At 75.2% G+C, this 25,771-nt stretch carries 20 protein-coding genes; 9 read left to right on the top strand and 11 right to left on the bottom strand.

The features are described 5' to 3' along the window. Positions 1–80 precede the first annotated feature (80 nt). From dacB to DMB38_RS24050, 3 genes are all read left to right on the top strand, one after another. Positions 81–1,586, top strand: a complete 1,506-nt coding sequence (dacB, locus tag DMB38_RS24060) for a D-alanyl-D-alanine carboxypeptidase/D-alanyl-D-alanine-endopeptidase (protein WP_125939233.1) — start codon at positions 81–83, stop codon at positions 1,584–1,586. 360 nt (positions 1,587–1,946) lie between these two features. Beyond that, positions 1,947–4,046: a TPM domain-containing protein gene (locus DMB38_RS24055; protein WP_125936908.1), complete on the top strand. Its 2,100-nt coding sequence runs from the start codon at positions 1,947–1,949 to the stop codon at positions 4,044–4,046. 125 nt (positions 4,047–4,171) lie between these two features. Further along, on the top strand, positions 4,172–4,921 hold the full coding sequence (locus DMB38_RS24050) for a PspA/IM30 family protein (RefSeq protein ID WP_125936907.1): 750 nt from the start codon (positions 4,172–4,174) through the stop codon (positions 4,919–4,921). Between the two features lie 59 nt (positions 4,922–4,980). Here the strand turns inward: DMB38_RS24050 and DMB38_RS24045 are convergent, their stop codons facing one another. The 5 genes from DMB38_RS24045 to mgtE all read right to left on the bottom strand — a co-directional run bounded on the left by DMB38_RS24045 (position 4,981) and on the right by mgtE (position 11,135). Continuing rightward, positions 4,981–7,491: a SpoIIE family protein phosphatase gene (locus tag DMB38_RS24045; protein ID WP_125936906.1), complete on the bottom strand. Its 2,511-nt coding sequence runs from the start codon at positions 7,489–7,491 to the stop codon at positions 4,981–4,983. Positions 7,492–7,708: 217 nt separating this feature from the next. Further along, a complete protein-coding gene (locus tag DMB38_RS24040) occupies positions 7,709–8,296 on the bottom strand; it encodes an ATP-binding protein (RefSeq protein WP_164716091.1) in 588 nt (195 codons plus the stop codon). Between the two features lie 105 nt (positions 8,297–8,401). Further along, complete coding sequence (locus DMB38_RS24035) at positions 8,402–8,596, bottom strand: hypothetical protein (RefSeq protein ID WP_125936905.1); 195 nt, start codon at positions 8,594–8,596, stop codon at positions 8,402–8,404. Positions 8,597–8,791: 195 nt separating this feature from the next. Continuing rightward, the gene (locus DMB38_RS24030; RefSeq protein ID WP_125936904.1) at positions 8,792–9,544 is read right to left on the bottom strand and encodes a GntR family transcriptional regulator; all 753 of its coding nucleotides are present in this window, start codon (positions 9,542–9,544) and stop codon (positions 8,792–8,794) included. Positions 9,545–9,800: 256 nt separating this feature from the next. Next, the gene (gene mgtE / locus DMB38_RS24025) at positions 9,801–11,135 is read right to left on the bottom strand and encodes a magnesium transporter (RefSeq protein WP_125936903.1); all 1,335 of its coding nucleotides are present in this window, start codon (positions 11,133–11,135) and stop codon (positions 9,801–9,803) included. Between the two features lie 181 nt (positions 11,136–11,316). Between mgtE and DMB38_RS24020 the strand changes: the two genes are divergently transcribed. From DMB38_RS24020 to DMB38_RS24010, 3 genes are all read left to right on the top strand, one after another. Then, positions 11,317–12,699: a glycoside hydrolase family 18 protein gene (locus tag DMB38_RS24020; RefSeq protein ID WP_206337734.1), complete on the top strand. Its 1,383-nt coding sequence runs from the start codon at positions 11,317–11,319 to the stop codon at positions 12,697–12,699. 126 nt (positions 12,700–12,825) lie between these two features. Continuing rightward, positions 12,826–13,593: a PIG-L deacetylase family protein gene (locus DMB38_RS24015; protein WP_125936902.1), complete on the top strand. Its 768-nt coding sequence runs from the start codon at positions 12,826–12,828 to the stop codon at positions 13,591–13,593. Positions 13,594–13,673: 80 nt separating this feature from the next. Next, positions 13,674–14,435 carry a MerR family transcriptional regulator gene (locus tag DMB38_RS24010; protein ID WP_125936901.1) on the top strand — a complete coding sequence of 254 codons (762 nt, stop codon included), beginning with the start codon at positions 13,674–13,676 and terminating at the stop codon, positions 14,433–14,435. A 157-nt stretch (positions 14,436–14,592) separates the two neighbouring features. Here DMB38_RS24010 and DMB38_RS24005 read toward each other — a convergent pair whose 3' ends face one another. Together DMB38_RS24005 and DMB38_RS24000 are read right to left on the bottom strand one after the other, a co-directional pair. Continuing rightward, on the bottom strand, positions 14,593–15,927 hold the full coding sequence (locus DMB38_RS24005; RefSeq protein ID WP_125936900.1) for an ABC transporter permease: 1,335 nt from the start codon (positions 15,925–15,927) through the stop codon (positions 14,593–14,595). A 3-nt stretch (positions 15,928–15,930) separates the two neighbouring features. Continuing rightward, positions 15,931–16,788: an ABC transporter ATP-binding protein gene (locus tag DMB38_RS24000; protein ID WP_240662439.1), complete on the bottom strand. Its 858-nt coding sequence runs from the start codon at positions 16,786–16,788 to the stop codon at positions 15,931–15,933. Positions 16,789–16,966: 178 nt separating this feature from the next. Between DMB38_RS24000 and DMB38_RS23995 the strand changes: the two genes are divergently transcribed. Beyond that, a complete protein-coding gene (locus DMB38_RS23995) occupies positions 16,967–17,818 on the top strand; it encodes an NAD(P)H-binding protein (RefSeq protein ID WP_125936899.1) in 852 nt (283 codons plus the stop codon). A 4-nt stretch (positions 17,819–17,822) separates the two neighbouring features. Here DMB38_RS23995 and DMB38_RS23990 read toward each other — a convergent pair whose 3' ends face one another. The 4 genes from DMB38_RS23990 to DMB38_RS23975 form a co-directional block, all read right to left on the bottom strand. Continuing rightward, a complete protein-coding gene (locus tag DMB38_RS23990; RefSeq protein ID WP_164716087.1) occupies positions 17,823–18,356 on the bottom strand; it encodes an SET domain-containing protein-lysine N-methyltransferase in 534 nt (177 codons plus the stop codon). 73 nt (positions 18,357–18,429) lie between these two features. Then, the gene (locus DMB38_RS23985) at positions 18,430–19,656 is read right to left on the bottom strand and encodes a hypothetical protein (protein ID WP_125936897.1); all 1,227 of its coding nucleotides are present in this window, start codon (positions 19,654–19,656) and stop codon (positions 18,430–18,432) included. A gap of 80 nt (positions 19,657–19,736) precedes the next feature. Next, positions 19,737–20,195 (bottom strand): Rrf2 family transcriptional regulator, encoded by a 459-nt coding sequence (locus tag DMB38_RS23980; protein ID WP_125936896.1) that lies wholly within the window; start codon positions 20,193–20,195, stop codon positions 19,737–19,739. A gap of 8 nt (positions 20,196–20,203) precedes the next feature. Next, positions 20,204–21,901, bottom strand: a complete 1,698-nt coding sequence (locus DMB38_RS23975; protein WP_125936895.1) for a histidine kinase — start codon at positions 21,899–21,901, stop codon at positions 20,204–20,206. Between the two features lie 429 nt (positions 21,902–22,330). Here DMB38_RS23975 and DMB38_RS23970 point away from each other — a divergent pair, with 429 nt between their 5' ends. Continuing rightward, positions 22,331–23,140 carry an ABC transporter ATP-binding protein gene (locus tag DMB38_RS23970; RefSeq protein WP_206337733.1) on the top strand — a complete coding sequence of 270 codons (810 nt, stop codon included), beginning with the start codon at positions 22,331–22,333 and terminating at the stop codon, positions 23,138–23,140. A gap of 14 nt (positions 23,141–23,154) precedes the next feature. Next, complete coding sequence (locus tag DMB38_RS23965; protein ID WP_125939229.1) at positions 23,155–25,581, top strand: ABC transporter permease; 2,427 nt, start codon at positions 23,155–23,157, stop codon at positions 25,579–25,581. Positions 25,582–25,771 lie beyond the last annotated feature (190 nt).

Genomic DNA, 25,771 nt, shown 5'->3' with positions numbered 1-25,771 from the left:
CATGCTCCACTGTCATGAGCAGATCCCCCAGACGCCCGAAGTCAGCGGCGCGTACGTGGACTTGGCCGGCCGCCGCCGGCATGGCGGCCCTTCTCGCCCTCGGCCTCGGCGGCGGCGCCCCGGCCGGGGCGGACCCCGACGACGACGGGCTCAAGCAGGCGCTGGACAACGTCCTCGCCGACGAGCGCCTGGAAGGCGCGCTGGCGTCGGTCGTCGTCGCCGACGCGGCGAGCGGCGAGACGCTGTACGAGCACTCCGCCGCCACCCGGCTCACCCCCGCCTCCAACACCAAGCTGCCCACCTCGGCCGCGGCGATGGAGCTGCTGGGCCCCGACTACACCTGGTCCACGGACGCCCTCACGGCGGGCGGCGACCTGTACCTGCGCGGTACGGGCGACCCGACGATGCTGGCGGCCGACTACGACGCGCTGGCCGAGAAGGTCGCGGCCTCGGGGGTGGACGAGGTCGACCACCTCGTCGCGGACGACACCCGCTTCGACGCCGTCCGCGTCGGCAACGGCTGGTCCGCCGACTACGAGTCGGACTACTACGCGATGCAGATCTCCGCGCTGACGGTGGCCCCCGACACGGACTACGACTCCGGCACGGTGGTGGTGGAGGCGTACCCGGGCAAGAAGGCGGGCGACCGGCCGGTGGTGAAGGTGACGCCGGCGACCGACTACGTGAAGATCGACAACAGGGGCACCACGGTCGCGGAGGGCGAGCGCGACACCCTGGGCATCTCGCGGGAGCACGGCACGAACACCATCGTCGTCAGCGGGAACATCCCCGTGAAGGCGAACGCCACCAAGGAGTGGATCTCGGTGTGGGAGCCGACCGGCTACGCGGCGGCGGTCTTCCGGGACGCGCTGGAGCGGCACGGGGTGGACGTCGGGGGCAGGACTCTGCTGGGGCGGGCGACGCCTGAGCGGGCGCGTACGGTCGCGAGCCACGCCTCGATGCCGCTGAAGGACCTGATGGTCCCGTTCATGAAGCTCTCCAACAACGGCCACGCGGAGATCCTGACGAAGACGATCGGCGTGGAGACGGCGGACGCCGGCACGTGGAGCGCGGGCCTGCGGGGCGTCTCGTCGTACCTGAAGTCGATCGGCGTCGACACGGCCACGCTGCGCCAGGTCGACGGCTCGGGGCTGTCGCGGGGCAACACGATCCCGAGCCGCGAGTTCGTCAAGCTGCTGACGGCGGTGCAGGACGAGCCGTGGTTCGGCGCCTGGTACGAGTCGCTGCCGCTGGCCTGCGGGGAGGACCGCTTCGTGGGCGGCACCCTGCGCACCCGCATGTGCGACACCCCTGCGGAGGGCAACGCGCGCGCGAAGACGGGCTCGCTGACGGGGGCGTCGGCGCTGTCGGGGTACGTGACGGATGCGGACGGCAGGGAGCTGGTGTTCAGCGTGGTGCTGAACAACTACCTGGCGGGCTCGGTGAAGGACATAGAGGACGCGGTGGTGACGACACTGGCGGGCTACGGCGCGGACACGGCGACGGAGCCGCGGACGCAGCGGACGCGGGGCGTGGAGCGCCCGGCGGATGTGGAGTGCGCCTGGCAGAAGCCGAGGACGTGCTGAACGACGAGTGACGCGGGCCCCCTGCGGGGGCCCGCGGGGCCCGAGGGGCGCGTCCCGGGTACCGAGGCGGAGCCCGCGCGGTCCCGGGGCGCAGCCCCGGCGTCGGGGCGCAGCCCCTGGGAACGGGGACAGCCCCACGCGGGTCCCGGGGCGCAGCCCCCGGATTCGGGGCACAGCCCGGGGAGTCGGGGCGCAGCCCCGGGATGCGGGGCACAGCCCCGCGCCGGTCCCGGGCGCAGCCCCGGGATGCAGGGCTGGGGGACCCCCGGGGGTGTCCGGGTGCGGGGGTCACGAAAGGGGCATAGCCTCCCGTACAGGGCGTGCCGGGTCCGCGGCACGTCGTGGTGCGGAGGCGTGCGCATGCGGATTCGGCGGCTCGGGGGCCGGCTCTTCGCTGCCGGAGTGCTCGCCCTGCCGCCCCTCGCCCTCGCCGTCGCCCCGGCGCACGCCGCCGACCCCCTCCCCCTCGACCCCCACGGGCAGATCACCGACCGCGTCGACGCCCTCCGCGACCGGCGCCCCGAGGTCGTCCGGGCACTCGAACGGCTCGACCGCGAGCACCGGATCAGGCTCTTCGTGGCCTACGTACGCGACTTCTCCACCTTCTCCCCCGGGGCCTGGGCCGACGCCACCGCCGACAGGAACGGGCTCAAGCGGCGCGACGTCCTCCTCGCCGTCGCCACCGGCGACCGCCGGTCCGCCGTCTCCGCCCGCGCCGGCTCCGGCCTCTCCGGGCGCGACATCGACGCCGTCAGCGCCCGCGCCGTCGAGCCCGCCCTGCGCCAGAACGACTGGGCCGGCGCCGCCATCGGCGCGGCGGACGGGTACGCGGCCGTGCTCGACGGCCGGCAGGTGCCCCCCGCCGACGTCACCCCCGGGCCCACCGACCCCGGCGGGCGGCCCCGCGGCGAGTCAGCGCAGGGTGACGCCAGCCCCACCGACTACGTGGTGCCCCTCGTCGCCGCGCTCGCCGTCGCGCTGGCCGCCGGCCTGTTCGTTCTCCGGCGGCGGAGCGCCAGGCGCCGGAGGCCGCCCCACTGGCCCCACGAGACCACCGGCACCCCCGACCTCGACGTCCGCGCCAAGGGACTCCTCGTGGAGACCGACGACGCCGTGCGCACCAGCCGGGAGGAACTCGGCTTCGCCACCGCCCGGTTCGGCGAGGAGGCCACGCGGCCCTTCGCCGACGCCGTCGGGTACGCCCAGGACGAGCTGACCGCCGCCTTCCGCCTCCGGCAGGCGCTCGACGACGCACGCCCCGAGGACGACGGCGCCCGCCGCGACATGCTGGAGGAGATCGTGGCCCGCTGCACGGACGCCAACGCCCGGCTCGACGCCGAGGCGGACGCCTTCGACCGGCTGCGCGCGATGGTGACCCGGGCGTCGCAGGTCCTCGCCACCGCCGAGGCCGCCGCCCGGCGGCTCCCGGACCGTATCGGCGCCGCCGAGAGCAGGCTCGCCGTGCTGGCCGACGCCTACGCCCCCGCCGCCTCCGCCGCCGTCGCCGGCAACCCCGCCGCGGCCCGCGACCGCCTGCAGTTCGCCGGCGAGCACCTCACCCACGCCCGCACCGCGCTCGGCATCGACGACCCGGCAACCGCCGCCGTCCACGTACGGGCCGCGGAGAGCGCACTCGACCAGGCGGGCACCCTCGTCGCGGCCGTCGAGCGCCGCGAGCACGAGCTGCGCGAGGCCGCCGCGCGGCTCGCCGAGGCGCTGCGCGACATCCGCGAGGACCTGGCCGAGGCGCAGGACGTGGAACGCACCACGGCCGCGGACGCGTCGGGCGCCGGTCTGCGGGACCGGATCGGGCATGCGCAGACGGTGCTGGCGGAGGTGGGGCAGGAGGTGGCGGGCGGCAGGTACGACGCGCTGGCCGCGCTGCGCCGGGTGGTGGAGGCGGACGCGGCGCTGGCGGCGTCGCTCGCTAGGGCCGGGGAGCGGGAGGAGGCCGGGCGGCGGCCGCGCCGCCTGCTGGACCAGGCGCTCGTCGGCGCGCGAGCTTCGGTGGCCGCCGCCCGGGACTTCGTCACCACCCACCGCGGCGGCATCGGCCCCGCGGCCCGTACCCGCCTGGGCGAGGGCGAGCGGCATCTCCGGCAGGCCGGGGAGCTTGCCGGCACCGACCCGGCCGGTGCCCTCCGGCACGCGCAGCGCGCGGACGCACTCGGCCGCGAGGCGCGCCGGCTGGCGGAGCAGGACGTCCGGGGCTTCGACGGCTCGTACGGCGGCGGGCCCTTCGCAGGACCGGCCGGCAGCGGCTACGGCGGCGGGGGGCGCGGCGGCACGGGCACGGGGATGCTCGCCGGGATCATCCTCGGCGGCATGCTCGGCGACGGCTCCGCCGAGGGGGCCGGCAGGCGCGGGGGCCGCGGCTTCGGGGGCGGGCTCGGCCGCGGTCCCGGCAGCTTCGGCGGCGGGGGCACACGGGGGCGGATGGGCGGTGGAGGCCGCTTCTAGAGCTTCCGGGCGTACGGATCACGCGACGGCGCACGCCCCGCGTGTACCCCCCGCCAGACCGCCCGGGACGGCCACCGCACCGGCCCGGACCGCCAGCACACCGCCACCAGATGCGAAGGAGACCCGTGTCCGGCAAGCAGACCGTCCTCGGCCGCACCCTCCAGCTCGCCCGCGCCGACGTCGGCGCCCTCGTCGACCAGGCCGAGGACCCGCGGAAGATGCTCGATCAGCTCATCCGGGACTACTCCAACAACATCCGCGAGGCCGACCTGGCCGTCGCCACCGCCTTCGGCAATCTGCGCCTGATGGAGGCGGACCACAAGGAGGACACCGGCGCCGCCGACGAGTGGGGCGCCCAGGCCCTCGCCGCCAGCCGCAAGGCGGACGACGCACGCGCCGGGGGCGACGCCGCGCGGGCCGAGACGTTCGACAACCTGGCCCGCACGGCGCTGGAGCGGCAGATCACCGCGGAGAACGAGGCGGCGGCGGCCGAGCCGCTGATCGCCGCGCAGACGGAGGTGGTGGAGAGGCTGAAGCGGAACCTCGACGCGATGCGGGAGAAGCTGACCTGCCTCGAATCCCGCCGCGACCGGCTCCTGGCCGACGCGCGGCAAGCGGAGGCGCGGAACGGGATGCCCGACGCCGTCACGAGCGTGGACGTCACCGACCCCACCGCCGACCTGGGCCGCTTCGAAGCGAGGATCCGCCGCGAGGAGGCCCGCGCGACGGGCCGGGCGGACCCGGCGGAGTCGTCCCTGGACGGGCGGTTCGAGCAGGTGGACGACCTGAGCATGCAGGCGGAGATCGACGCGCGGCTGGCCCGGCTGAAGAACGGCGAGCCGCCGCCGGCCGCCGGCGGGCGCACCGCGGCCTGAGCACGCCCCCGCAGAACGGGCCCTGCGCCCCCGTACGAACCGGGCCCCCGCGACCCGGTTCAGAACGCCGACAGCAGCGCGTCCTCGTCCAGTTCCGCGAGCGGCCCCGTGCCCGGCAGGCCCAGTTCGAACCAGACCGTCTTCCCGCGGTGCGTGCGTCTGCTGCCCCAGTTCCGGCTGAGCATGCTCACCAACTGCAGGCCCCGGCCGCCCTCGTCGGTGTCCCGGGCGCGGCGGCGGCGCGGCTGGACCAGGTTGCTGTCCCAGACCTCGCACACCAGGGTGCGGTCCAGCAGCAGCCGGAGCCGTATCTCCGGCTCGCCGCCCCCGCTGCGGCCGCCCTCGCCGTGCCGCAGCGCGTTCGTCACCAGCTCGCTGACGAGCAGCTCGGTGGTGTCGATCAGCGGCTCCAGGTCCCAGGCGGCGAGCTGCGTGCGGGCGTGTTCGCGGGCGAGGGCGACGGAGCGGGGCTCGGCGGGCAGCAGCCAGTCGCCGACGGTGTCGGCGGGCAGTCCGCCGATACGGGCCATCAACAGGGCGATGTCGTCCTCTCCGTGCCGGGTGTAGAGGGTGTCGAGTACGTGGTCGCAGACGTCCTCAAGCGGCTGCGCGGGGTCGGAGAGCGCCTTGCGGAACTCCTCCAGGCCCTCGTCCAGGCCGTGGTCGCGGGACTCCACGAGGCCGTCGGTGTAGAGCGCGAGGAGGGCGCCGTCGGGCAGCTCGACCTCGACCTCCTCGAACGGCTCGCCGCCGACGCCGAGCGGCATCCCGGGGGGCACCTCCAGCAGCAGCGGCGGCTCGCCGGGTTCGACGACGACGGGCGGCAGGTGGCCGGCGTTGGCGAAGGTGCAGCGCCGGGTGACCGCGTCGTAGACGACGTACGAGCAGGTGGCGAGGTAGACCTCGTCGGAGACGCCGCCGAGGCCGCCGGCGATCTCGTCCAGGGCGGCGAGCACCTCGGCCGGCTCCAGGTCGAGCATGGCGAGGGTGCGTACGGCGCTGCGCAGTTCGCCCATGGCGACGGCGGCGCGCAGGCCGCGGCCCATGACGTCGCCGACGACGAGCGCGGTGCGGTGCCCCGGCAGCTCGATGACGTCGAACCAGTCGCCTCCGACCTCGGTGGCCGTGTTGCCCGGCAGGTAGCGGCAGGCGATGTCGAGGCCGGCGGCCTCGGGGTCGCCGGGCGGGAGCAGGCTGCGCTGGAGGATGAGGGCGCGGGAGTGCTCGCGGCGGTAGAGGCGGGCGTTGTCGATGCAGACGGCGGCGCGGGAGGCGAGCTGGGCGGCGAGGGCGGCGTCGCGTTCGCCGAAGTCCTCGCTGCCGCGGGCCCGGGAGAACTGCACGAGCCCGACGACGGTGTCCCCGGCGACCAGCGGCACGGCGAGCGTCGTCTGCACCAGGCCGCTGTCGCCGCCCGGCACCCGGCGTACCTGCGCGGTACGCAGCGCGGCGGCGTGCGGGGAGTGGAAGTCGAAGCGGTGGGTGGAGCCGACGGCGGTGACGGGGGCGTCGGAGACGGCGCTGGCGAAGGCGACGCGGCGCAGCTCGGCGCTGCCGTCGGCGAGCCCGGGGCGGCCCTCGTCACCGTCGAGGAGGCTCTGGTAGACGTCGACGCACGCCATGTCGCAGAACTGCGGCACGGTGACGCCGAGCAGTTCGCGCGCGGTGGTCTCCAGGTCGAGCGAGTTGCCGATGCGGGCGCCGGCCTCGTTGAGCAGCGCGAGGTTGCGGCGGGTGCTGGCGGCCTCGCTCTCGGCGCGGCGGCGGCGGGTGACGTCGGAGACGATGGCGGCGACGCCCATGGGCCGGCCCGTACGGCTGTGGACGCGGTACAGCGATATGGACCACCGGAGGCTGCCCGGCTGCCCCTCGCGCTGTGCCGGTACGGAGGCGGTCTGCGGCTCCTCGGGGGTGGGCCCGAGGATCTGCATGTCGGTGACGGGCTCGCCGGTGTCGAGGACCTGTCTGAGCGCGGCGGTGACGCGCTCGGCCTCGATGCGCGGGAGGTAGTCGCGGGGCGAGCGGCCCGCGTGGGAGGCGACGGTGCCGCCGAAGGCGGCGGCGACCCGCTCGTTGACGCGGACGAGCCGGAGGTCGGTGCCGAAGAGGAGGAACCCCATCGGGGCCTGGCCGAAAACGGCCTGCGAGGCGGCGAGGTCGGTCTCGATACGGCGCAGCGCGTACGCGTCGACGGTGAGGCACACCGCGCCGCGGGTGCCGCCGACGCCGGTGGTGGGCATGACGTACAGCTCGGCGATGCCGTCGACCGCGGGGTGCCCGGCGTCGGCGCCGTCCGGCCCGGCCGGTCTGCGGTAGGGCAGCAGACCGGTCCACTCGCGGCCGTCGAGGATCTCGGCGACCTTCTCCCCCACGTCCGCGCGCAGCTCCTCGGGAACCAGTGCCTCGACGGCGTCGCGGCCCAGCACCTCGGCGGCGGAGATGCCGAGGAGTTCCTCGGCACGGGCACTCCACTGCTCGATGTGCCCCTCCGCGTCAAGGGCGAAGGAGGCCACCTTGATGTGGTCGTAGATGGAGCCCGGCGGACTGCTCTGCCAGAACGGTGCTCCCACGCAACCGCCCCCTTTGCTGATCCTGCTCCGGGTACGCACCGCAGAGTATGCGGGAAGATCCGTATCCGGAACATGGTCGTCGGGTCACGGGTTCGGAACGCCCCACCGCTTCCGGTCCCCGTAACCGCCACATCTGCGAAGTGGTGCCCGACCGGCACCCGGCGCTACGCCCCCGTGCGCCCCCTTCCGTACGCCGAAGAAGCCTCCCTCGTACGTTCTAACCAGCGGACCCCAGCTCGAACCACACCGTCTTGCCCATTCCGCCGCACCGGGTTCCCCAGCGCACCGCGACACTGGCCACGAGCTGCAGTCCGCGGCCGCCTTCCTCGTCCGGTGCGGCGGCCCGGAGCAGCGGCGGCACCGGCAGCGTGTCGGAGACCTCGACGCGGACGCCGCCGCAGGCGTCGGGTCCGCCGACGGGGCGCAGGCGCAGGCCCACCGGCCCGGAGGCGTAGCGCAGGGAGTTGGTGACGAGCTCGCTGACGAGCAGCACGGCGAGATCGGTCACGGGGTCGAGGCGCCAGGTGCGCAGGGTGTCGCGGACGACGGCGCGGGCGGTGCGCACGCAGCCGGGGTCTGCGGGAAAGCTCCACTCGGCGGGGCCGGGCGCGTCGGCGAGCCCGGAGGGGGCCGCGGCTCCCGCGGCTCCTGCGGGGCCCGGCGGGGCGGCGGGTTCGGTGAGGCCGGAGCCGGCCGGCGCTCCCGCGGTGCCGGCGGGATCCCGGAGGCCGGTGAGCGCGGTGGGATCGGGAAGTGGGGAGAACGGGGTCACGGCGGCGTGGCGGAAGAACGGGGGGTTGCTCACGCCTACCACATCCCAGCGGAGTTCTGTCGGATTTGCCCGACTTAAGGGGAGTGGTAGCTACATACCCGCTTTGGGCGAAAATATCACCTGCATGCGTCCGTCAAGCTACACGGGGTTGGCGTCGCCACCGCCGGCGCGCTCCACCCGGTATATCTGCCGTTGGCCGGCGGACCCGAAACGGGAGACCACGCGCTCGGCTTCGTCACGCGTGGCATAGCGGCCGACGCGATAATGGTTGCCGTTGTCGTCCTCGCGGACGATGACCCACGGGCGTGCGGCGCCGCTGTCACCCGCACCCATAATGCCCACCCCAGGAATGAATGTCTGCCCAGGACGCACGCGGGACGATCACGGTCCCCGGCGCCCGCTTGCCCTTCGAATATGCCAGAGCTTACGCCCGGCATTCACTCCCCGCATACGGCTTTACACGAGAAGTGCCGTTCTCGGCCGAAAGTTCGAATCGGCGGAGACGGGAGACAAGGCCAGGGGCTGGGGTTACTTGACGGGCAGGTGGTAACTGACCCGATAGCGATCGGCCGGAACGATGACGTCCGCGGTTTCGACGGCCCGCCCGGAGGCATAGAAAGTCCGCTGGATGCAGAGCACCGGCTGCCCCGGCACGGCGCCCAGCGCGTGCGCCTCTTCCGCCAGCCCGGGGCGGGTGCCGACCTCCTCCACGACGTTGTCCACGACGACGTCGATCGCCGCCATCCGCTCCACCACGCCGCGGCCGGCGAGCGGGCCCTCCTCGGGCAGCATCACGGGGGTACGGCCGGTGAGGGCCAGCGGCTCCCAGGACGTGGACAGCAGCACGGGCTCGCCGGCCGAGCGGAAGACGTAGCGCGTACGCATCACCGGGTCGCCGGCGCCCAGGTGCAGCCGGGCGGCGACCGCCGCACCCGCGTGCTCCTGTGCGCTGCGCGACTCCCAGGAGCCGGTGACCGACTCGTCGGCCTGCTCCTGGCGGAAGGGGGTGAGGTCGGCGAGGCCGCGGTAGCCGGTACGGACCAGGCGGTGCGGCTCGGGCCGCGAGCGCACGTACGTGCCGGAGCCGGACCGGCCCTCGACCAGGCCCTCGGCCATGAGCACCTTGCGCGCCTCCAGCGCGACGGTGTCGGAGACCCCGTACAACTGGCGGATGCGCGCCTGGGAGGGCAGCCGGGCGTGCGGCGGCAGTTCGCCGCTGACGATCTTCCGGCGGAGGTCCGCGGCGACCCGCAGGTAGGCGGGCTGCTCTCCTAGAGGCACCGTTTCTTCACACCCCCGTCGCCGCAGTCGCCGTCCCGGCCCCGGCTCTCCCCGGCCTGCGCCTTTGCGGCCTGAACACGCGCGAAAGCTTGGCAACCTGCGCCCGGGGCCCGCAACCCCGGGGGAGAGCTTTACGGAGTGCGTTCGCCGACGGGTGTGCGCGGGGGTCCCGGGGCGTACGCCCGCCCGCTCACGGCGCGGCCCACGGGCCCGCCCGCAGGCCGCTCCCCGCCCGCGGCACCCCCCGGGGCGCTCCTCACAGGCCGAGGACCAGGCGGGCGAGGAGGAAGTAGATCACCAGCCCCGTGGCGTCGACCAGCGTGGTCACCAGCGGGGCCGAGATCACCGCCGGGTCGATCCCCAACTTCTTGGCCAGCAGGGGCATCACGGAGCCGACCGAGGCCGCCCACGCGCAGATCAGGATGAGCGACAGCGACACGGTGAGCGCGATCCGGCCGTCCGTCATGACCGTCGCCAGCACCATGCCCACGATGCCGAGTCCCACGCCCAGCAGGAACCCCACCCGGCACTCCCGCCACGCCACCCGCGCCACGTCGCCGGGGCGCAGCTCGCCGACCGCGAGGGCGCGCACCGCGCCGGTCGCGGCCTGGGCGCCGACGTTGCCGCCGGTGCCCACGAGCAGCGGGATGAAGACCGCCAGCTCCGTCACCGCCGACAACTCCCCCTCGAACGCCTGGAGCACGCCGGCGGTGAGGGTGGCGGCGAGGATCAGCAGGAAGAGCCAGATGATGCGCGCGCGGGCGAGCCGGAAGACCCCGACGGACAGGTAGTGCCCCTCGACGGGTTCGGCGCCGGCCTGGCGGGCGATGTCCTCGGTGTCCGCCTCCTCGATCAGCTCGATGGCGTCGTCGACGGTGAGGATGCCGACGACCCGGTCCTCGCTGTCCACGACGGGCAGGCCGAGGAGGTTCGCCTCCTGCATGAGGCGGGCGGCGGTCTCGGCGTTGTCCGTGGCGTAGACCCGCGGGAACTCGGTGTCCACCAGCTCGATGAGCGGCCGCCCGGGCGGGGCCAGCACCACCTCCCGCAGGGAGACGACGCCCACCAGGTGCCTGCGGTCGTCGACGACGGGCAAGGTGTAGACGGTCTCGGCGTCCGGGCCCTGGGCGCGCACCCGTTCCAGCGCCTCGGCGACGGTGGACTGCTCCTTCAGCCGCACCAGCTCCGGCGACATGTACCGGCCGACGGCGTCTTGTTCGTAGCCGAGCAGCGGGGCGGTGAGGGCGCGTTCGTGGGGGCTCAGTCCCGCCAGCACGCGCTGGGTGAAGTTGGCGGGCGCCTCGCCGAGGAGGCGGGCGCGGTCGTCGGGGTCCATCTCCTCGACGACGTGCCGGAAGGTCTGGTCGCGCAGCCCTTCGAGGATCTTCTGCTGGTCGCCCGCGCCCAGTTCCTCGAAGACCTCGACCGCGCGGTCCTTCTCCAGCAGCCGGAAGCAGAAGACGGCGGTGACCTCGTCGGCGCGGGCGAGTTCGTCGGCGACGACGTGCGGGGGATGGTCGGCGAGCCAGCGCTGGAGCCCGGCGACGTCGTTGCCGTCGAGGAGGGTGCCGAGATCGGTGTCCGCGGTCATGCCCGTACTCCCTCCGCTCGGGCCGCTGTCCGGCTTCACCCTAGAACGTGGCGATTATCGCGCTGAGCAGGGGCGTGCGGCCGGGTGCGCCGTACCGTACGAACCCTTGACCCCTATTGGTCTAGGCCAATAGCGTTCGGCGCACCCGAGAGAAGCGCGATCTCCCGAGAAGAGGGTTTCCATGCACCGAAGACTCGTGCGCCGCCTGGCCGTGGCCGGCTGTGCGCTGTCCCTCCTGGTCACCCCCGGCCTCACCACGGCCGGCGCCACCGCCGCGACCCCCGCAGAGGCCCCGCGCCACGCCCACGCCGCCGCGGGGCAGCAGGGCGGCGACGACCACCGCGGCGGACGCGACGAGGCCCGGCGCGTCGGCTACTTCACCCAGTGGGGCACCCGGGACCGCGGCTTCCTCGTCAAGGACCTCGTCACCAGCGGCACCGCCGCGCGGCTGACCCACCTCAACTACGCCTTCGGCAACGTCAGCCCGGACGGCACGTGCTTCGAGGACGACATCCCGGGCGAGGGCGACGCCTTCACCGACTACCGGCGGACGATGACCGCCGCCGAGTCCGTCGACGGCCGCGCCGACTCGCCGCGGCAGCGGCTCGCGGGCAACTTCAACCAGCTCCGGGAGCTGAAGGCCGAGTACCCCGACCTGAAGGTCATGATGTCGCTCGGCGGCTGGGCCTGGTCCACGTACTTCTCGGACGCGGTCCGCACGCCCGAGTCGCGCAGGAAGTTCGTGTCCTCCTGCATCGACCTGTTCATCAAGGGCAACCTGCCGCGGACCGACGGCCGCGGCGGCCCTGGCAGCGCGGCGGGCGTCTTCGACGGCATCGACCTGGACTGGGAGTGGCCGAACTACCCCGGTGACGTCGACACCATCTACCGCCCCGAGGACAAGGAGAACTTCACCGCGGTCGTCGCCGAGTTCCGCCGGCAGCTCGACCGGGTGGAGCGCTCGCGCGAGGGCCGCGGCCGGCACCTGCTGCTGACCGCGTTCCTGCCGGCGAACGCCAGCGCCATGGACGCGGGCTACGAGACCCGCAAGCTCTTCCCCCACCTGGACTACGCCACCCTCCAGGGCTACGACCTGCACGGCGCCTGGGAGAAGAACACCAACCAGCAGTCCGCCATCCACTCCCCCGACGACAGCCTCCAGCAGGTCGTCGACGACTGGCTGCTCCGCGGTGCGCCGCGGGACAAGCTGGTCCTCGGCATCCCCTTCTACGGCCGCGGCTGGAAGGGCGTCGAAGGCGGCGGCACCGGCTTCAACCAGCCCGCCGCGGGCGCGGCGCCGGGCACCTGGGAGGCGGGCTTCGAGGACTACAAGGTGCTGAAGGAGTTCGCGGCCTCGGGTGAGTACGAGGTCTACCGCGACAAGAAGAACGGCCACGCCTGGCTCTTCGACGGCAGCACGTTCTGGACGTACGACGACCCGAAGGTCATCGCCCAGAAGGCCGAGTACATCGACGACCGCAACCTGGGCGGCGCGATGGTCTGGTCGCTGGACGGCGACGACGACGGCGAGCTGTACCGGGTCCTGGACCGCGGTCTGGACTGACCCGGCCCGGCGAGGCGGTGCCGGGTCCGGGCCCGGCACCGCCTCCTCCCCGCCCACCCGGCCGTTCCGCCGCGTGGCCCGCGGGCGGGGCGGGGACGTGACACCGCGTCATGTGACCATGGCGGCATGACAGACAGTGCTCACGCGTCCCTCGCGCCCCTCCCCGACGACTGGCACCGGGCCCTCGCGATCGTCGCCCACCCCGACGACCTGGAGTACGGCACCGCCGCCGCGGTGTCGAAGTGGACCGACGCCGGCAAGCAGGTCGCGTACGTGCTCGCCACCCGCGGCGAGGCCGGGATCGACGGGATGGAGCCCGGCGAGTGCGCCCGGGTGCGGGAGGAGGAGCAGCGGGCCAGCTCCGCGGTCGTGGGCGTGACCGCGCTGGAATTCCTCGACCACCGCGACGGCGTCATCGAGGAGGGCCTGCCGCTGCGCCGCGACCTCGCCGCCGCGATCCGCCGGCACCGCCCCGAGCTGATCCTCACGATCAACCACCACGACACCTGGGGAGCGGGCCCCGGCGCCCCCCGCAACACCCCCGACCACCGGGCCGTCGGCCGCGGCGTGCTGGACGCCGTCGGCGACGCCGGCAACCGCTGGATCTTCCCCGAGCTGCTGGAGCAGGGCCTTCTCCCGTGGGGCGGCGTCCGCTGGACCGCCGTCGCCGGCTCCCCGTACCCCACGCACGCCGAGGAGGTCACCGAGAGCGCCAGGGACCGGGCCGTCGCGTCGCTGGCCGAGCACCGCGCGTACATCGTCGGGCTCGGCGAGGAGGACCCGCGCGCGTACTCCCGCAAGCTCATCGGCCAGATGCTCGCGGACACCGGCAGGCTGTGCGGCACCGACCTCGCCGTGGGCTTCGAGCTGGTGCCGCACAGCTTCGAGGACTGACGCTTGACCTTGACGTTGCGTCAACTTCTACGGTGAAAGCTCACCGACCGGACAGCCAGGACCGAGGAGCTCGCACCGCCATGGAGTGGTCCATCCAGGAGATCGCGCGCACCGCGGGCACCACGAGCCGCACCCTGCGCCACTACGGCGCCGTGGGGCTGCTCCGCCCCAGCCGCGTGGCGGCCAACGGCTACCGCTACTACGACGAGCAGGCCCTGGTCCGGCTGCAGCGCATCCTGCTCCTCCGCGAACTCGGCCTCGGCCTCCCGGCCATCGCCGACGTGCTCGACGCCGGCGGCGGCCCCGAGGACACGGCGGCCGCGCTCGCCACGCACCTGGAGCTGCTGGAGCAGGAGCGGCGGCGCCTCGGGCGGCAGATCGCGTCGGTGAAGACCACGTTGCGGAAGCTGACGGAAGGGGAGCCGCTCATGGCGGAAGAGGTGCTCGACGGGTTCGACCACGCCCGGTACGAGGAGGAGGTCACGCGGCGCTGGGGGAAGGCGGCGTACGAGCGGGGCGACCGGTGGTGGCGCGCGCTGAGCGAGGAGCAGAAGAGCGACTTCCAGCGCCGCCAGCAGGACATCGCCCGCGACTTCGCCGCGGCACGCGCGGCGGGCGAGGCGCCGGACGGCGCCCGGGCGCAGGAGATCGCGCGGCGGCAGTACGAGTGGATCAGCGCCGGCTGGCAGGGGCAGGGGCCCTCGGCGGAGGCGTTCGCGGGGCTGGGGCAGATGTACGTGGACGACCCGCGGTTCGGCGCGCACTACGACGCGCACGGGGAGGGGACGGCGGTCTTCGTACGGGACGCGATGCGGGTGTACGCGGAGCGCGAGCTGGAGTAGGGGCGCCGGGCCGGGGCCGGGGCAACGCCCGTACGCCACGGGTGCGGTGCGCGCAGGCGCGGGCCCGGTGCCCGTAGGCCGTACGCCCGTCCCGCCCGGCCCGTACGCGCGCCGAAGGGCCCGCCGACCCCGTCGGCGGGCCCTTCCCTGCGCCCCCTCATGCCGCCAGCGCGACCGTCTCGACCGCCGGCGTCCGCAGCACCCGCCGGGTGGTGCCCAGCGCGGTGACCATCGTCGCCGCCGCGGCCACCCCCACGACCGCCAGCCAGATCCCGTACCCCGCCGAGGGCAGCACGTCGTCCGTGCGGGCCACCGTGAAGGGCACGATCCCGGCCACCGCCGCGAGCGTCCCGAAGAACACCCCGGTCACCGTCAGCAGCAGCCCCTCCAGGCCGACGCCCGCCAGCACCTGGCCGGGCGTCGCGCCCGCCAGCCGCTGCTGGCCGAACTCGCGGCTGCGGTACGAGGTCGCCGCGTACAGCGTGTTGATGAGCATCACGCAGGCGAAGACCGCGATGATCCCGACGACGACGAAGTTGAGGGTCTCCAGGTTCTTGTCGTCCACCGACTGCGTCAGCCCGGCGGCCTCGATGTGGTCGTTCTCCACGGACTGCATGTACAGCGTGGCGACCGAGATGCCCACGAAGAGGACCATCGGCATCAGCACCCCGGACAACTGCGCGGCCCGCTGCCGCAGTCCGTGCACCGTCAGGTAGCCGCTGCCCCCGCCGAACGCCGTGAGGAGCCCGCCGGTGAGCCGCAGCAGCCCGCCGAGCAGCGCCGGCGAGAAGGCCGCGAAGCCGACCGACAGCAGGATCGCCCCGTACGCGGGCGGCGCCATGGCCTCGGGACCCGCGTCGCTCATGGCGAACCCGGTCAGGCACAGCGCCGCGCCCAGGCCCAGCGCGGCGTAGCCGCCCCAGGTGCGCAGCCGGCGGCGCGGGGCGCGCTGCTCGCGCGCCTTGGTGGCCCGGCGCACCGCGAGGAACGCGGCGCCGACCGACGCCAGCAGCGTGATGTCGATGCCGGACATGAGCGCGATGGTGCCGAAGGCGTGGTCGACGTCGTCGGCGACCTGCCCGCTGTCCTGGAACATGTCGAGCAGGATCCGGCCGCCGATCATGCCGGGCACGATCGCCAGCAGCGACCCGGCGAGGCCGACGACCGCCGCCTCGCCGACGATCATCCTGGTGATCTGCGCGGGCGTCGCGCCGGTGGAGCGCAGCAGGTCGATCTCGGCGGTCCGCTGCCGTACGGCGACCGTGAGGGTGGACGCGACGGCGAAGAAGACCAGCAGCGAGCCGTAGCCGCCGACGACCATGGCGGCCGTGGACAGGGACTCCGAGCTGACGTCGTCGACGCCCTTCGCGCCCGCGGTGTCGAGGAGCGAGTTGAACATCATGATGATCGTCGCGCCGAGGAAGGCGGACAGGAGCGTGGCGGCGAAGCGGCCGGGCCGCTGCCGGATCGAGCGCATGGCGAGCGAGAACATCGGTCAGACCCCCATCGGCGCGGAGTGGCGCGGGTCGTGCTGGCGGGCACCGGCTTCGTACATGTCGCCGAGGTGGGTCATCCGCTCCGCGACGGCGTCGGCGGTCGGGGCGTTCATCTGGCCCACGAGCCGGCCGTCGGCGAGGAAGAGGACGGAGTCGGCGTAGGAGGCGGCCACCGGGTCGTGCGTCACCATCACCACGGTGCGGCGGTCGACGCGCACGGTCTCCTGGAGCAGGCCCAGGACGTCGCGGGCGCTGCGGGTGTCCAGGGCGCCGGTCGGCTCGTCGGCGAAGACCACGCTCGGCGCGGCGACGAGCGCGCGGGCGATGGCGACGCGCTGCCGCTGGCCGCCGGAGAGCTGGTCGGGCCGGTGCCGCATCCGGTCGGCGAGGCCGACGCGGGCCAGCACCTCGCGGACCCGGGCGCGGTCGACGCGGCGGCCGGCGAGCTTGAGCGGCAGCACGGTGTTCTGCGCGACGTTCAGCGTGGGCAGCAGGTTGTACTGCTGGAAGACGAACCCGATCCGCTCCCGGCGGAACTTCGTCAGCTCCGTCTCGCTGCCGCCGGTCATCTCCGCGCCGTCGACCATCACCACGCCGCTGTCGGGCCGGTCCAGGCCCGCGGCGCACTGCAGCAGCGTCGACTTCCCGGATCCGGAGGGCCCCATCACGGCGGTGAAGGACCCGGCCGGCAGGCTCAGCGTCACCCCGTCGAGCGCGGTGACGGCGGCCTCCTCGGCGCCCCCGGTCCCGTAGACCTTGGTGACCTTCACCAGCCGCAGCGCCTCGTGCGGCGCCCCGCCGGCGATGGGCCCCGCGGCGGTCCCGCTGCGGTCCTTGCGTCCGAACATCGTCTTCACCCCTCGTTGGTGCGGCACTCCCTGTGCCTGACTACGAAGCTACGGACGGTGACGGGCGCGGGCACTGGGCGCACGACCCCAATGGGGGGTGGTGTTACGTGCACCATGGAGGGTCGCCTTGACCTGAAGTGCGGTTGAGGTCGGAGGCTTGCGGGGCCACCGACGAGAGGGAGCGACCATGATCCTGGTGACCGGAGCCACGGGAAGAGTAGGAGGTCAGGCCGTTGCGCAGGCGCACTGGGCGGGCCTGCCGGTACGCGCCCTGGTGCGCGATCCGGCCCGCGTGGACTTCCCGGCGGGGGTGGAGGCCGTACGCGGGGACCTCGCGGACCCGGCGACGCTGGGCCCGGCCTTCGCGGGCGTCTCGGCGGTCTTCCTCGTCTGGCCGCTGCCCACCGCCGACACCGCTCCCGCGGTCCTGGACGCGGCGGTCGCCGGGGGCGTACGGCGTATCGCGTACGTCTCCGCCTGGGGCGCGTCCGACGACCCAGAGGAGGAACCGGAGGGCATCCTCGGTTTCCACACCGCGATCGAGCGCCTGCTGCGCGCCTCGCCCCTGGAGTGGACCCTGCTCCGCCCCGGCGGCTTCGCCGCCAACACCCTGCACTGGGCGGACCAGATCCGCGCGGGCGACGTGGTGCACGCCCCGTACGGCGAGGCGGGCCGCTCGCTCATCCACGAGGCCGACATCGCCGCGGTCGGCCTCCGCGCCCTCACCCACGAGGGCCACGCGGGGGCGACGTACCACCTGACGGGCCCCGAAGTCCTCACGCAGGCCGAGCAGGTCCGCACGATCGGCGAGGCCCTGGGCCGCGACATCCGCTTCGAGGAGTCCCCGCCGGAGGCGGCCCGTGAGGCATACGTGGCGGCGGGCCTGCCCCCGTCGTTCGCGGACGGCATCCTGGCGGCCCACGCCGAGCTGGTGAGGCACCCGGAGCCGGTGACGCACACGGTGGCGGAGGTGACGGGCCACAAGGCCCGCACGTTCGCCCAGTGGGCCAGGGACCACCGGGCGGACTTCGGGGGCTGAGTCGTCAGCGCGCGGCGTCGATGAGCGCCAGCACACCCGGCACCCAGTGGCGGCCGTAGCGGGCCTGCAGTCCGGGCAGCCGCCAGTCGTCGCCGGTCACGGTGCCGCGGCACTCCGGCGCGCCGCAGGCGCAGTCCAGCACGAACGCGGGGTCCCAGGTGCTGGTGGCGTAGTCGCTGGTCAGCTCCTCGCCGGTGTGGATGTCGCGCCGCGCGAGCAGGGTGTACGGGCCGTCCCACCACAGGGTCGGGTCGCAACTGTGGTTGCTGAAGCCGACGGCCTGTTCGCCGCGGGGAGGCAGGACGAGGTGGACGGTCCGGGTGACGGCGATGGTGTCGACGTACGGACCGCCCGACCGGCGTGCGGCGTCGAGGAGTTCGCGGAGTTCCCGGTCCGGGACGAGCCGCCCGCCCAGCCGGGCCACGACGGTACCGGCGCCGATGGGTGCACGCGCGGCCAGGCCGGTCCCCGCGATGGCCGAGGGCCGGACCTCGGCGTCGGGGTGCAGCAGGCAGCGCGGGCCGGGTGCGGATTCCATCGGTCCATCGTGCCGGTCGGCCGCGGGGGCGGCCATGGGCGTGGGCGAACCGCCCGCCGTCAGCCGGCTGCGGTCAGTGGACCGTCCAGCGGTAGGCGCGGGTTGTTGTGCCGCCGGAGGGGTCGGGGAACTGGGCGGTGCCGAGGGCTTCGCCGGTGGTCGTGAGCCAGCTTGCCTCGCTTTCCACCGCGCCCGGGGGAAGGCCCAGGTCCACGACGCGGCCGTGGCGCCAGTAGACCGCGCGCTGGCCCTCCTCCGTGAAGCAGTGGCCGGCCGCGTCGCCGCGGTCGTTGAGGGCCGTGGCCGTGGTGCCGTAGACGGCTTCGGGGAGGGTGGGGAGGGGCCTGAGGCCGCGGCGGGGGGACCAGAGGAAGGGGCCGTCGGTGGCGGTGCTGCGGCCGATGACCTCGCCGCGGGTGTTGAGGAAGCGGCCGTCGAGCGGGACGCTGCTCGCGCCGCCGTCGAAGCGGGTGAAGTCCGTCAGCCGGTCGCCGTCCCAGACGAAGGCCCGCCACTCCCCCGTGTCGCCCTCCGCGGAACCCGCCACCACGCCGCGGGCGTTGACGCCCGCGCCGAAGACCGGGCGGTACGCGCCGGTGAGGCGGGTGAGTTCCGTGACCCTCCCCGCGTGCCAGAGGAACGGGTCCCGCGACCAGGCCATGAAGCGCACCTGGCCCGCGACGACATGGCCGCCCGCGCCGAGCGCGTCGGGGGCCGCGTTGACCGCCTCCGGGTCGGGGGGCGTGATCCGTACCGGAGCGGCGGCGGTGGCGGGGCGCAGGACGTACAGGCCGCCGCGCGGCGGGAGTTCGGGGTCTGCCTGGAACTCCGTCTGGGTCTGGACGAGGACGCGGCCGCGGTCGTCGATGTGCGTGCCCCACGCCCGGTAGTCGTCGCCCGCCAGCACCCGCCGGGGCGTGCCCACGCGGCCCCAGACGACCGCGTGGGTGCGGTTCTCGTCCGGCAGGAAGTGGTAACCGACCAGCGCGCCGTGCCCGTTGACGCCCTGGAGGGTGTACGAACCGGAGGCGTGCAGCGCGCGCGGCCGCCGTACCCGCGTGCCCTGCCACGCCGCCTGCACCTCCTCGCCGTCCGGCCCCAGCGCGCGGCCCACGGCCCGGCCGGAGGGGTGGACGTACGACAGGAGCGTCATCGGCAGCGAGCCGTCGGGGTTGGCCAGCGGGCGGGCCACCACGCGGCGGCCCCGTGCGGCGGCCTGCTGCGGAACCACGGCGGCGATGCCGCCCGCGGCCGCGCCCGCGAGCAGCGCTCGCCTGGCTATGTGCCGGTTCTCGGGCACGTCTCTCCTCGGAGTCGGGTGTCCGTGGGGGGAGACGCGACCGCCACTGTCGCACGGCGCGCGGCGCGTGCGCTACGCCCTCAGGGGTTCGTCCACGCGTCGGGGTCCTCGGCCAGCTCGTGCACGTACCCCGGCAGCCGCGCCGACGCCACGTCCGCGAGCGTGACCTCCCCCAGGATCTTGCGCACGTTCACGCGCAGCGCGATCCACAGCGGGAGCAGCGACTCCGCGGGCCCCACGTACGACAGCTCCGGCGGCCGGGCGCCGCGCACGGAGACCAGCGGGCCCTCCACGACCCGTATGACGTCGGCGATGGTGATCTCGTCGGCGGGCGCGGCGAGGCGGTAGCCGCCGCGGCCGCCGCGCTGGCTGACGACGAGCCGGCCGCGGCGCATGTCGCCCAGGATGCTCTCCAGGAACTTGTGCGGAATGCCCTGCGCGTCCGCGATGGCCTCCGCCTTGACCGGGGCCTCCTCCGTCGCCGCCGCCAGCTCCAGTGCCGCGCGCACCGCGTAGTCTGCTCGTGCCGAGATCCGCATGCCGGTCATTATGTCTGCATGGCGCCCCCGGCTCTGCCAGGGGCATGCGCGTCCCCGCACTCCGGCGCCGGAGTCTGCCGCCCGGGTCCTGCCGGATCAGGGAGCGGCGGCCCGTCCGGGAGCGGGATCAGGGCGCGGACGCGGTAGCCGCCGCGGGGGCGCGGGGCGGCGTGGAGCGTACCGCCGTAGACCGCGAGGCGTTCGCGCAGGCCGATGAGCCCGCGGCCGCTGCCGGCCGCGGCGCGGGCGGCGGGCGGGCCGCCGGTGTCGGTCACCTCGACGCGCAGTTCGCCGGGGGCGTGCGCCACGGAGACGGCGACCGCGGCGCCCGCGGCGTGTTTGACGGCGTTCGTCAGCGCCTCCTGCACGACGCGGTACGCGGCGAGGTCGACGCCCGCGGGCAGCGGGGCCTCGGGGTCGCCGGTCACGGACAGCTCCACCGGGACGCCGGTGTCGCGTACGCGCCCGGCGAGGGCGGCGAGTTGGCCGAGGCCGGGCTGCGGGGCGAGGTCGACGGCGAGTGCGGGGTTGCCCGCGGCGGAGGCCGGATCGGCGGCGCGGTCCGCCCCGCGGGCGGTCATGCCGCCGTCCCGTTTGCCGTACGCCGCCGGACCCGGCCGCGCGGCCGGGTCCGCGGTCGGGTCCGCAGCCGGGTCCGCGGCCGGGCCGGCCGCCGGGTCCGCCGCCGCCATCGTCAGCAGCCCCATCACGTGCCGCAGCTCCGCCATCGCCGCCCGCCCGCCGGCCTCCACCGCGCGCATCGCCTCCCGCGCCTGCTCCGGCGACGTGTCCAGCACCTTGCGCGCCGCCCCCGCCTGGATCGTCATCATGCTGACGTTGTGCGTGACGACGTCGTGCAGTTCGCGCGCGATCCGCGACCGCTCCTGGTCCACGGCCAGCCGCGTCGCCGCCGCCTGCTCCTCCTGGAGGGCGCGTACGCGCTGCTGCCACGTGTGGATCGCGTTGGCGGCCAGCCCGACCGGCAGCAGCACCAGCAGCGGCAGGAACCCGCGCCCCACCTCCGGCACCACCCCCGCCGCCGCGAACAGCGGCACCCCGGCGAGGACGCTCACCAGCGCGCTCCTGCGGTACGGGCTGTACATCACCGCGCTGTACGCCGCGACCACCCCGGCGGCGAACGCGAACGCCGTCGCGCCGCGGGCAACTTCGCCCAGGTGGAACGTGACGGCCGCGCCGAGCACCGCCCAGAGCGCGACGAGGGGGTAGCGGCGGCGGACGGCCAGCGGGAGGGCGGTGAGCGCGCCGAGCACCAACTCCCAGCCCCGGACGGGCGGGAGCACGTGCTCGACGACGGGCGGCGGATACACCTCCGCGCCCCGCGGCCCTTCCGTCCCGCCCCGGCCGGGCTCGGGCACTCCCCGCGAACCGGGCTCCGGCACCGTCGGCGGACCGTCCTCGGGCAACCCCGGCAGGCCCGGCAGGCCGGGCGGCGGGGGCCGCGGGGCGACCTGCTGCGGGCCGTCGCCGCGCGGCTCGTAATAGGAGCGGTCGAGATCGGCGACGACGGTGCCGACCGACAGCACGAGGGCGAGGGCGACGTCCGCGGTCCAGACCCACCGGGACGGCCGCGGCGGCGCGACTCCGCCTGCGGCGGGCCGACGGGATCCGCCGCCGGACGCGCGGCCCGCGTCGCCGGCCAGGCAGCCGGCCGCGCGGCTCGCGGCGCGACGCAGCGTCCGGGCCATCGCGCGCCGGGGCCCGGGGCCCGCCCCACCGCCCGCCGGGTCGCCCGGGTCCGTTACCGGGCCGCCGACCGGCCGCCGTTCACCCGCCCCACCGCCCGCCGGCCGTCCCACGCCGCCGTTCTCGTACCCCTCCCGGCCCGCGCCCCGGCGCACGAACCACCCGCGCGCCCGCCCCGCCCCGCGCCCGTACCGCCCGATGGCCCCGCCCGCCCACGTCACCGCCTCAGTGTGCCAACCCGCCCGCCGCCCCCGGATCCACCGCGGGACCCACCCCGCGTCCCTCCCACGCCTACCTCGCGCGGATGACGCCGCCCGCCGTCGGCCGGATGCGGTACGGACCTTCCGCACCGCGGCCGACGTGCCCGCGCGACCCCCGCACCTAGCGTCTGCTGCCGCACGCCGACCGCCGAGCTGGGGAGGACCCGGGCCATGGCCGCACCACCGCACACCGCCCGCACCGAGAGCGACCACGATTCCGGGGTCCTCATCGACCTGCGCGGGGTCAGCAGGACGTACGACGAGGGCCCGCCCGCGCTCGACGGCCTCACCCTCGCCGTCCGCACCGGGCAGGCGCTCGCCGTCCTCGGCCCGTCCGGCAGCGGCAAGTCGACGCTGCTCAACCTCATCGCGGGCCTGGACCGGCCGAACGCCGGCACCGTCACCGTCGACGGGCTCCGCGTGGACGGGCTGAGCGAGAGCGCGTCGGCGAAGTACCGCAGGGCCTCGGTCGGGATGGTCTTCCAGTTCTTCAACCTCCTCGACGACCTGACCGTCGCCGACAATGTGCTGCTCCCGGCCCAGTTGGCCGGGATGCCCCGCGCCCGCGCCGCCGCGCGGGCCGCGGAGCTGCTGGCGTACCTCGGCATCGAGCGGCACGCCCGCGCCTACCCCGGGCGGCTGTCGGGCGGCGAGCGGCAGCGCGTGGCGGTGGCGCGGGCGCTGATGAACCGCCCGCCGCTGCTCCTCGCCGACGAGCCCACGGGCGCGCTCGACACCGCGTCGGGGGCGGAAGTCCGCGAGCTGCTGCGGGACTTGCACGCGGACGGGCAGACGATCGTGCTCGTCACGCACGACCTGGCGCTGGCGGAGTCGTGCGCGACGCGGACGGTGGAGCTGGTGGACGGGCGCATCGCGCGGGACAGCGCGGACGGCGGCACGGACGACGGCACAGGCAGCGGTACGGGGGCTCCGTACGGCACCTCCGCCGCGCACCGCGACTCCCCCCGGGCCGCCCGGTGAGCGCCCTGGGCCGGGTGGTGCGCGCCGGGGTGGGCCGGCGGCGCGTGCAGACCACCGTGATGGTGCTGACCACGGTGCTCACCGTCGCCGCGGCCGTGCTGGCGACCGGGCTGCTCGTCGGCTCCCGGGCGCCGTTCGACAACGCCTTCGCCCGGCAGCAGGGCGCCCACCTCACCGGGCAGTTCGACGCCGCGCAGGCCACCGCCGCGCAGGTGCGCGCCACCGCCGGGGCCGACGGCGTCACCGCGGCGGCCGGCCCGTACGGGATCACCTCGCTGCGCCTGCGCGTCACCACCGCGCCCGAGGGGGCCAAGTCGCCGCCGCTGACGGTGGCGGGGCGGAAGTCGGCGGGCGGGGAGGTGGACGACCTGGACGTCACCGAGGGCCGCTGGGTGCGGGCGCCCGGCGAGATCGTGATCGAGTCGGGCGCGCGGTCGATGGACATGGCGCTGGGTGCGCGGGTGGAGGTCGACGGGGTGCCGGACGGGCCGGTGCTCACGGTCGTCGGGATCGCCGAGTCGGTGGGCGAGAGCGCGGACGGCTGGGTCGTACCGGCGCAGCTCGGCGAACTCACCGCCGAGGGCGCCCGTCCCGACCGCCAGATGCTCTACCGGTTCACCGACGCCGACACGCGCGGCGAGGTCGCGTCGGCGCGCAAGGCGGTGGCGGCGGCCGTCCCCGCGGGGGCGCTGACGGGGTCTCAGTCGTACCTCGACGTCAAGCAGGCCGCGAACGAGGACACCGCCGCCTTCATCCCCTTCGTCACCGCCTTCGCGCTGCTGGGCCTGGCGATGTCGGTGCTGATCGTGAGCATCGTCGTCAGCGGCGCGGTGGGCGCGGCGACCCGGCGGATCGGGGTGCTGAAGTCGCTGGGCTTCACGCCGTCGCAGGTCGCGCGGGCGTACGTCGCGCAGGCGGCGATCCCGGCGGCGGCGGGGGCGGCGCTGGGCGCGGCGGCGGGCAACGCGCTGTCCGTGCCGCTGATGAACGAGGTCGCGAGTGCGTACGGCACGGGGCGGATCCTCATCCCGCTGTGGGTCTCGCTCGCGGTGCCGGCGGCGGTCCTCGCCCTGGTCGCGGCGACGGCCCTGGGCCCGGCGCTGCGCGCGGCCCGGCTGCGTACGACGGCGGCGCTCAGCGTCGGCCGCACGCCGCGGGCGGCGCGGGGGCGCCGGGTGCGGCACGCGCTGGGCCGGCTGCCGCTGCCGCGGGCGGTGGTGCTGGGCCTGGCGGGCCCGTTCGCCCGGCCGGCGCGGTCGGCGACGATGGCGGCTGCGGTGACGTTCGGGGCGCTGGCGGTGACGTTCGCGGTGGGGCTGGGGACGTCGCTGCTGGCGCTGGAGCGGGAGGGGACGCCGGACGACGCGGGGGACGTGACGGTGCACCGGATGATGCCGCCGCCGGAGGCGGGCGCGCCGCCGCCGGAGGCGGGTGCCCCGGGGGCCCCTGGCGGCACGGAAGCGGACCCGGGCTCGCCGCCCCCACCCCCGGCTCCGGCCGCCGGTCCCGCCTCCGGCGCCTCCCCCGCGGAGATCACCGCGGCGATCGACGCCCGCCCGGAGACGGCACACCACTTCGCCACCGCGCAGACCGAGGTCACCGTCTCCGGCCGCAAGGGCGCCGTACCGCTGGTCACGTACCGCGGCAAGGCCCCCGCCGACGGCTACCGCATGGCTGCGGGCCGCTGGTTCTCGGCTCCCGGGGAGGCGGTGGCCCCGGCGCGCTTCCTTGAGGCCACGAACACCGCCCTCGGCGACACCGTCATCCTCCGGGACGGCGACCGCACGGCCGAACTCCGCATCGTCGGCGAGGTCTTCGACCTGAACGACGAGGGCCTGGCCGTACGCACCGCGCACGCCTCCGTCTCCGGTCTGGTCCCCGAGTGGGAGCCGGACGAGTACGTGGTGGACCTGGCCCCGGGCACCGACCGCGGCACGTACCTCACGGCACTCAACGCGGCCCTGGAGCCGCTGGGCGCGGAGGCGATGGCCGTGGCGGAGGACGGGGACTCCCCCGTGCTCGTCGCCATGCAGGCCCTCATCGCGATGCTGACGGCGATGCTGGTGGCGGTGGCCTGCCTGGGCGTCCTCAACACCGTCGTCCTCGACACCCGCGAACGGGTCCACGACCTGGGCGTGTTCAAGGCCCTGGGCATGAGCCCGCGGCAGACGGTCGCGATGGTCCTCACCTCGGTCGCGGGCATCGGCCTGGCGGCGGGCGCGGCGGGCGTCCCGCTGGGCGTGGCACTGCACCACTACGTGGTCCCGGAGATGGGCCGCTCGGTGGGCACGAACATCCCGGACGCCCTGGTCGCCGTCTACACGCCCGCGCACCTGGTCCTGCTCGCCCTGGCGGGCATCGGGATCGCCACCGCGGGCGCCCTGCTCCCGGCCACCTGGGCCGCCGCCACCCGCACGGCAACGGCGCTGCGCTCGGAGTGAGGGGGTAATCGATTCGCCCCTGCTCGGGCCCGCCCGTACGCTGGGGGCATGTCTTTCTGTATGAAGCCCTGGTTCCGCCGCTGACGGCGGCGGAATCCGGCTGATCTCTCGCCCGCCGTCCTGGCGTTCTGCCGGGCGGCCCCCGCGTGGTGCCCGGCTCCATGACGAGCTGAGAGAACACGCATGCTTC

This window comes from Streptomyces sp. WAC 06738 (genome assembly GCF_003945505.1).
GTDB lineage: Bacteria > Actinomycetota > Actinomycetes > Streptomycetales > Streptomycetaceae > Streptomyces.
Note: the sequence above shows the minus strand (reverse complement) of the source record. Positions and strands in the feature narration are given on the sequence as shown.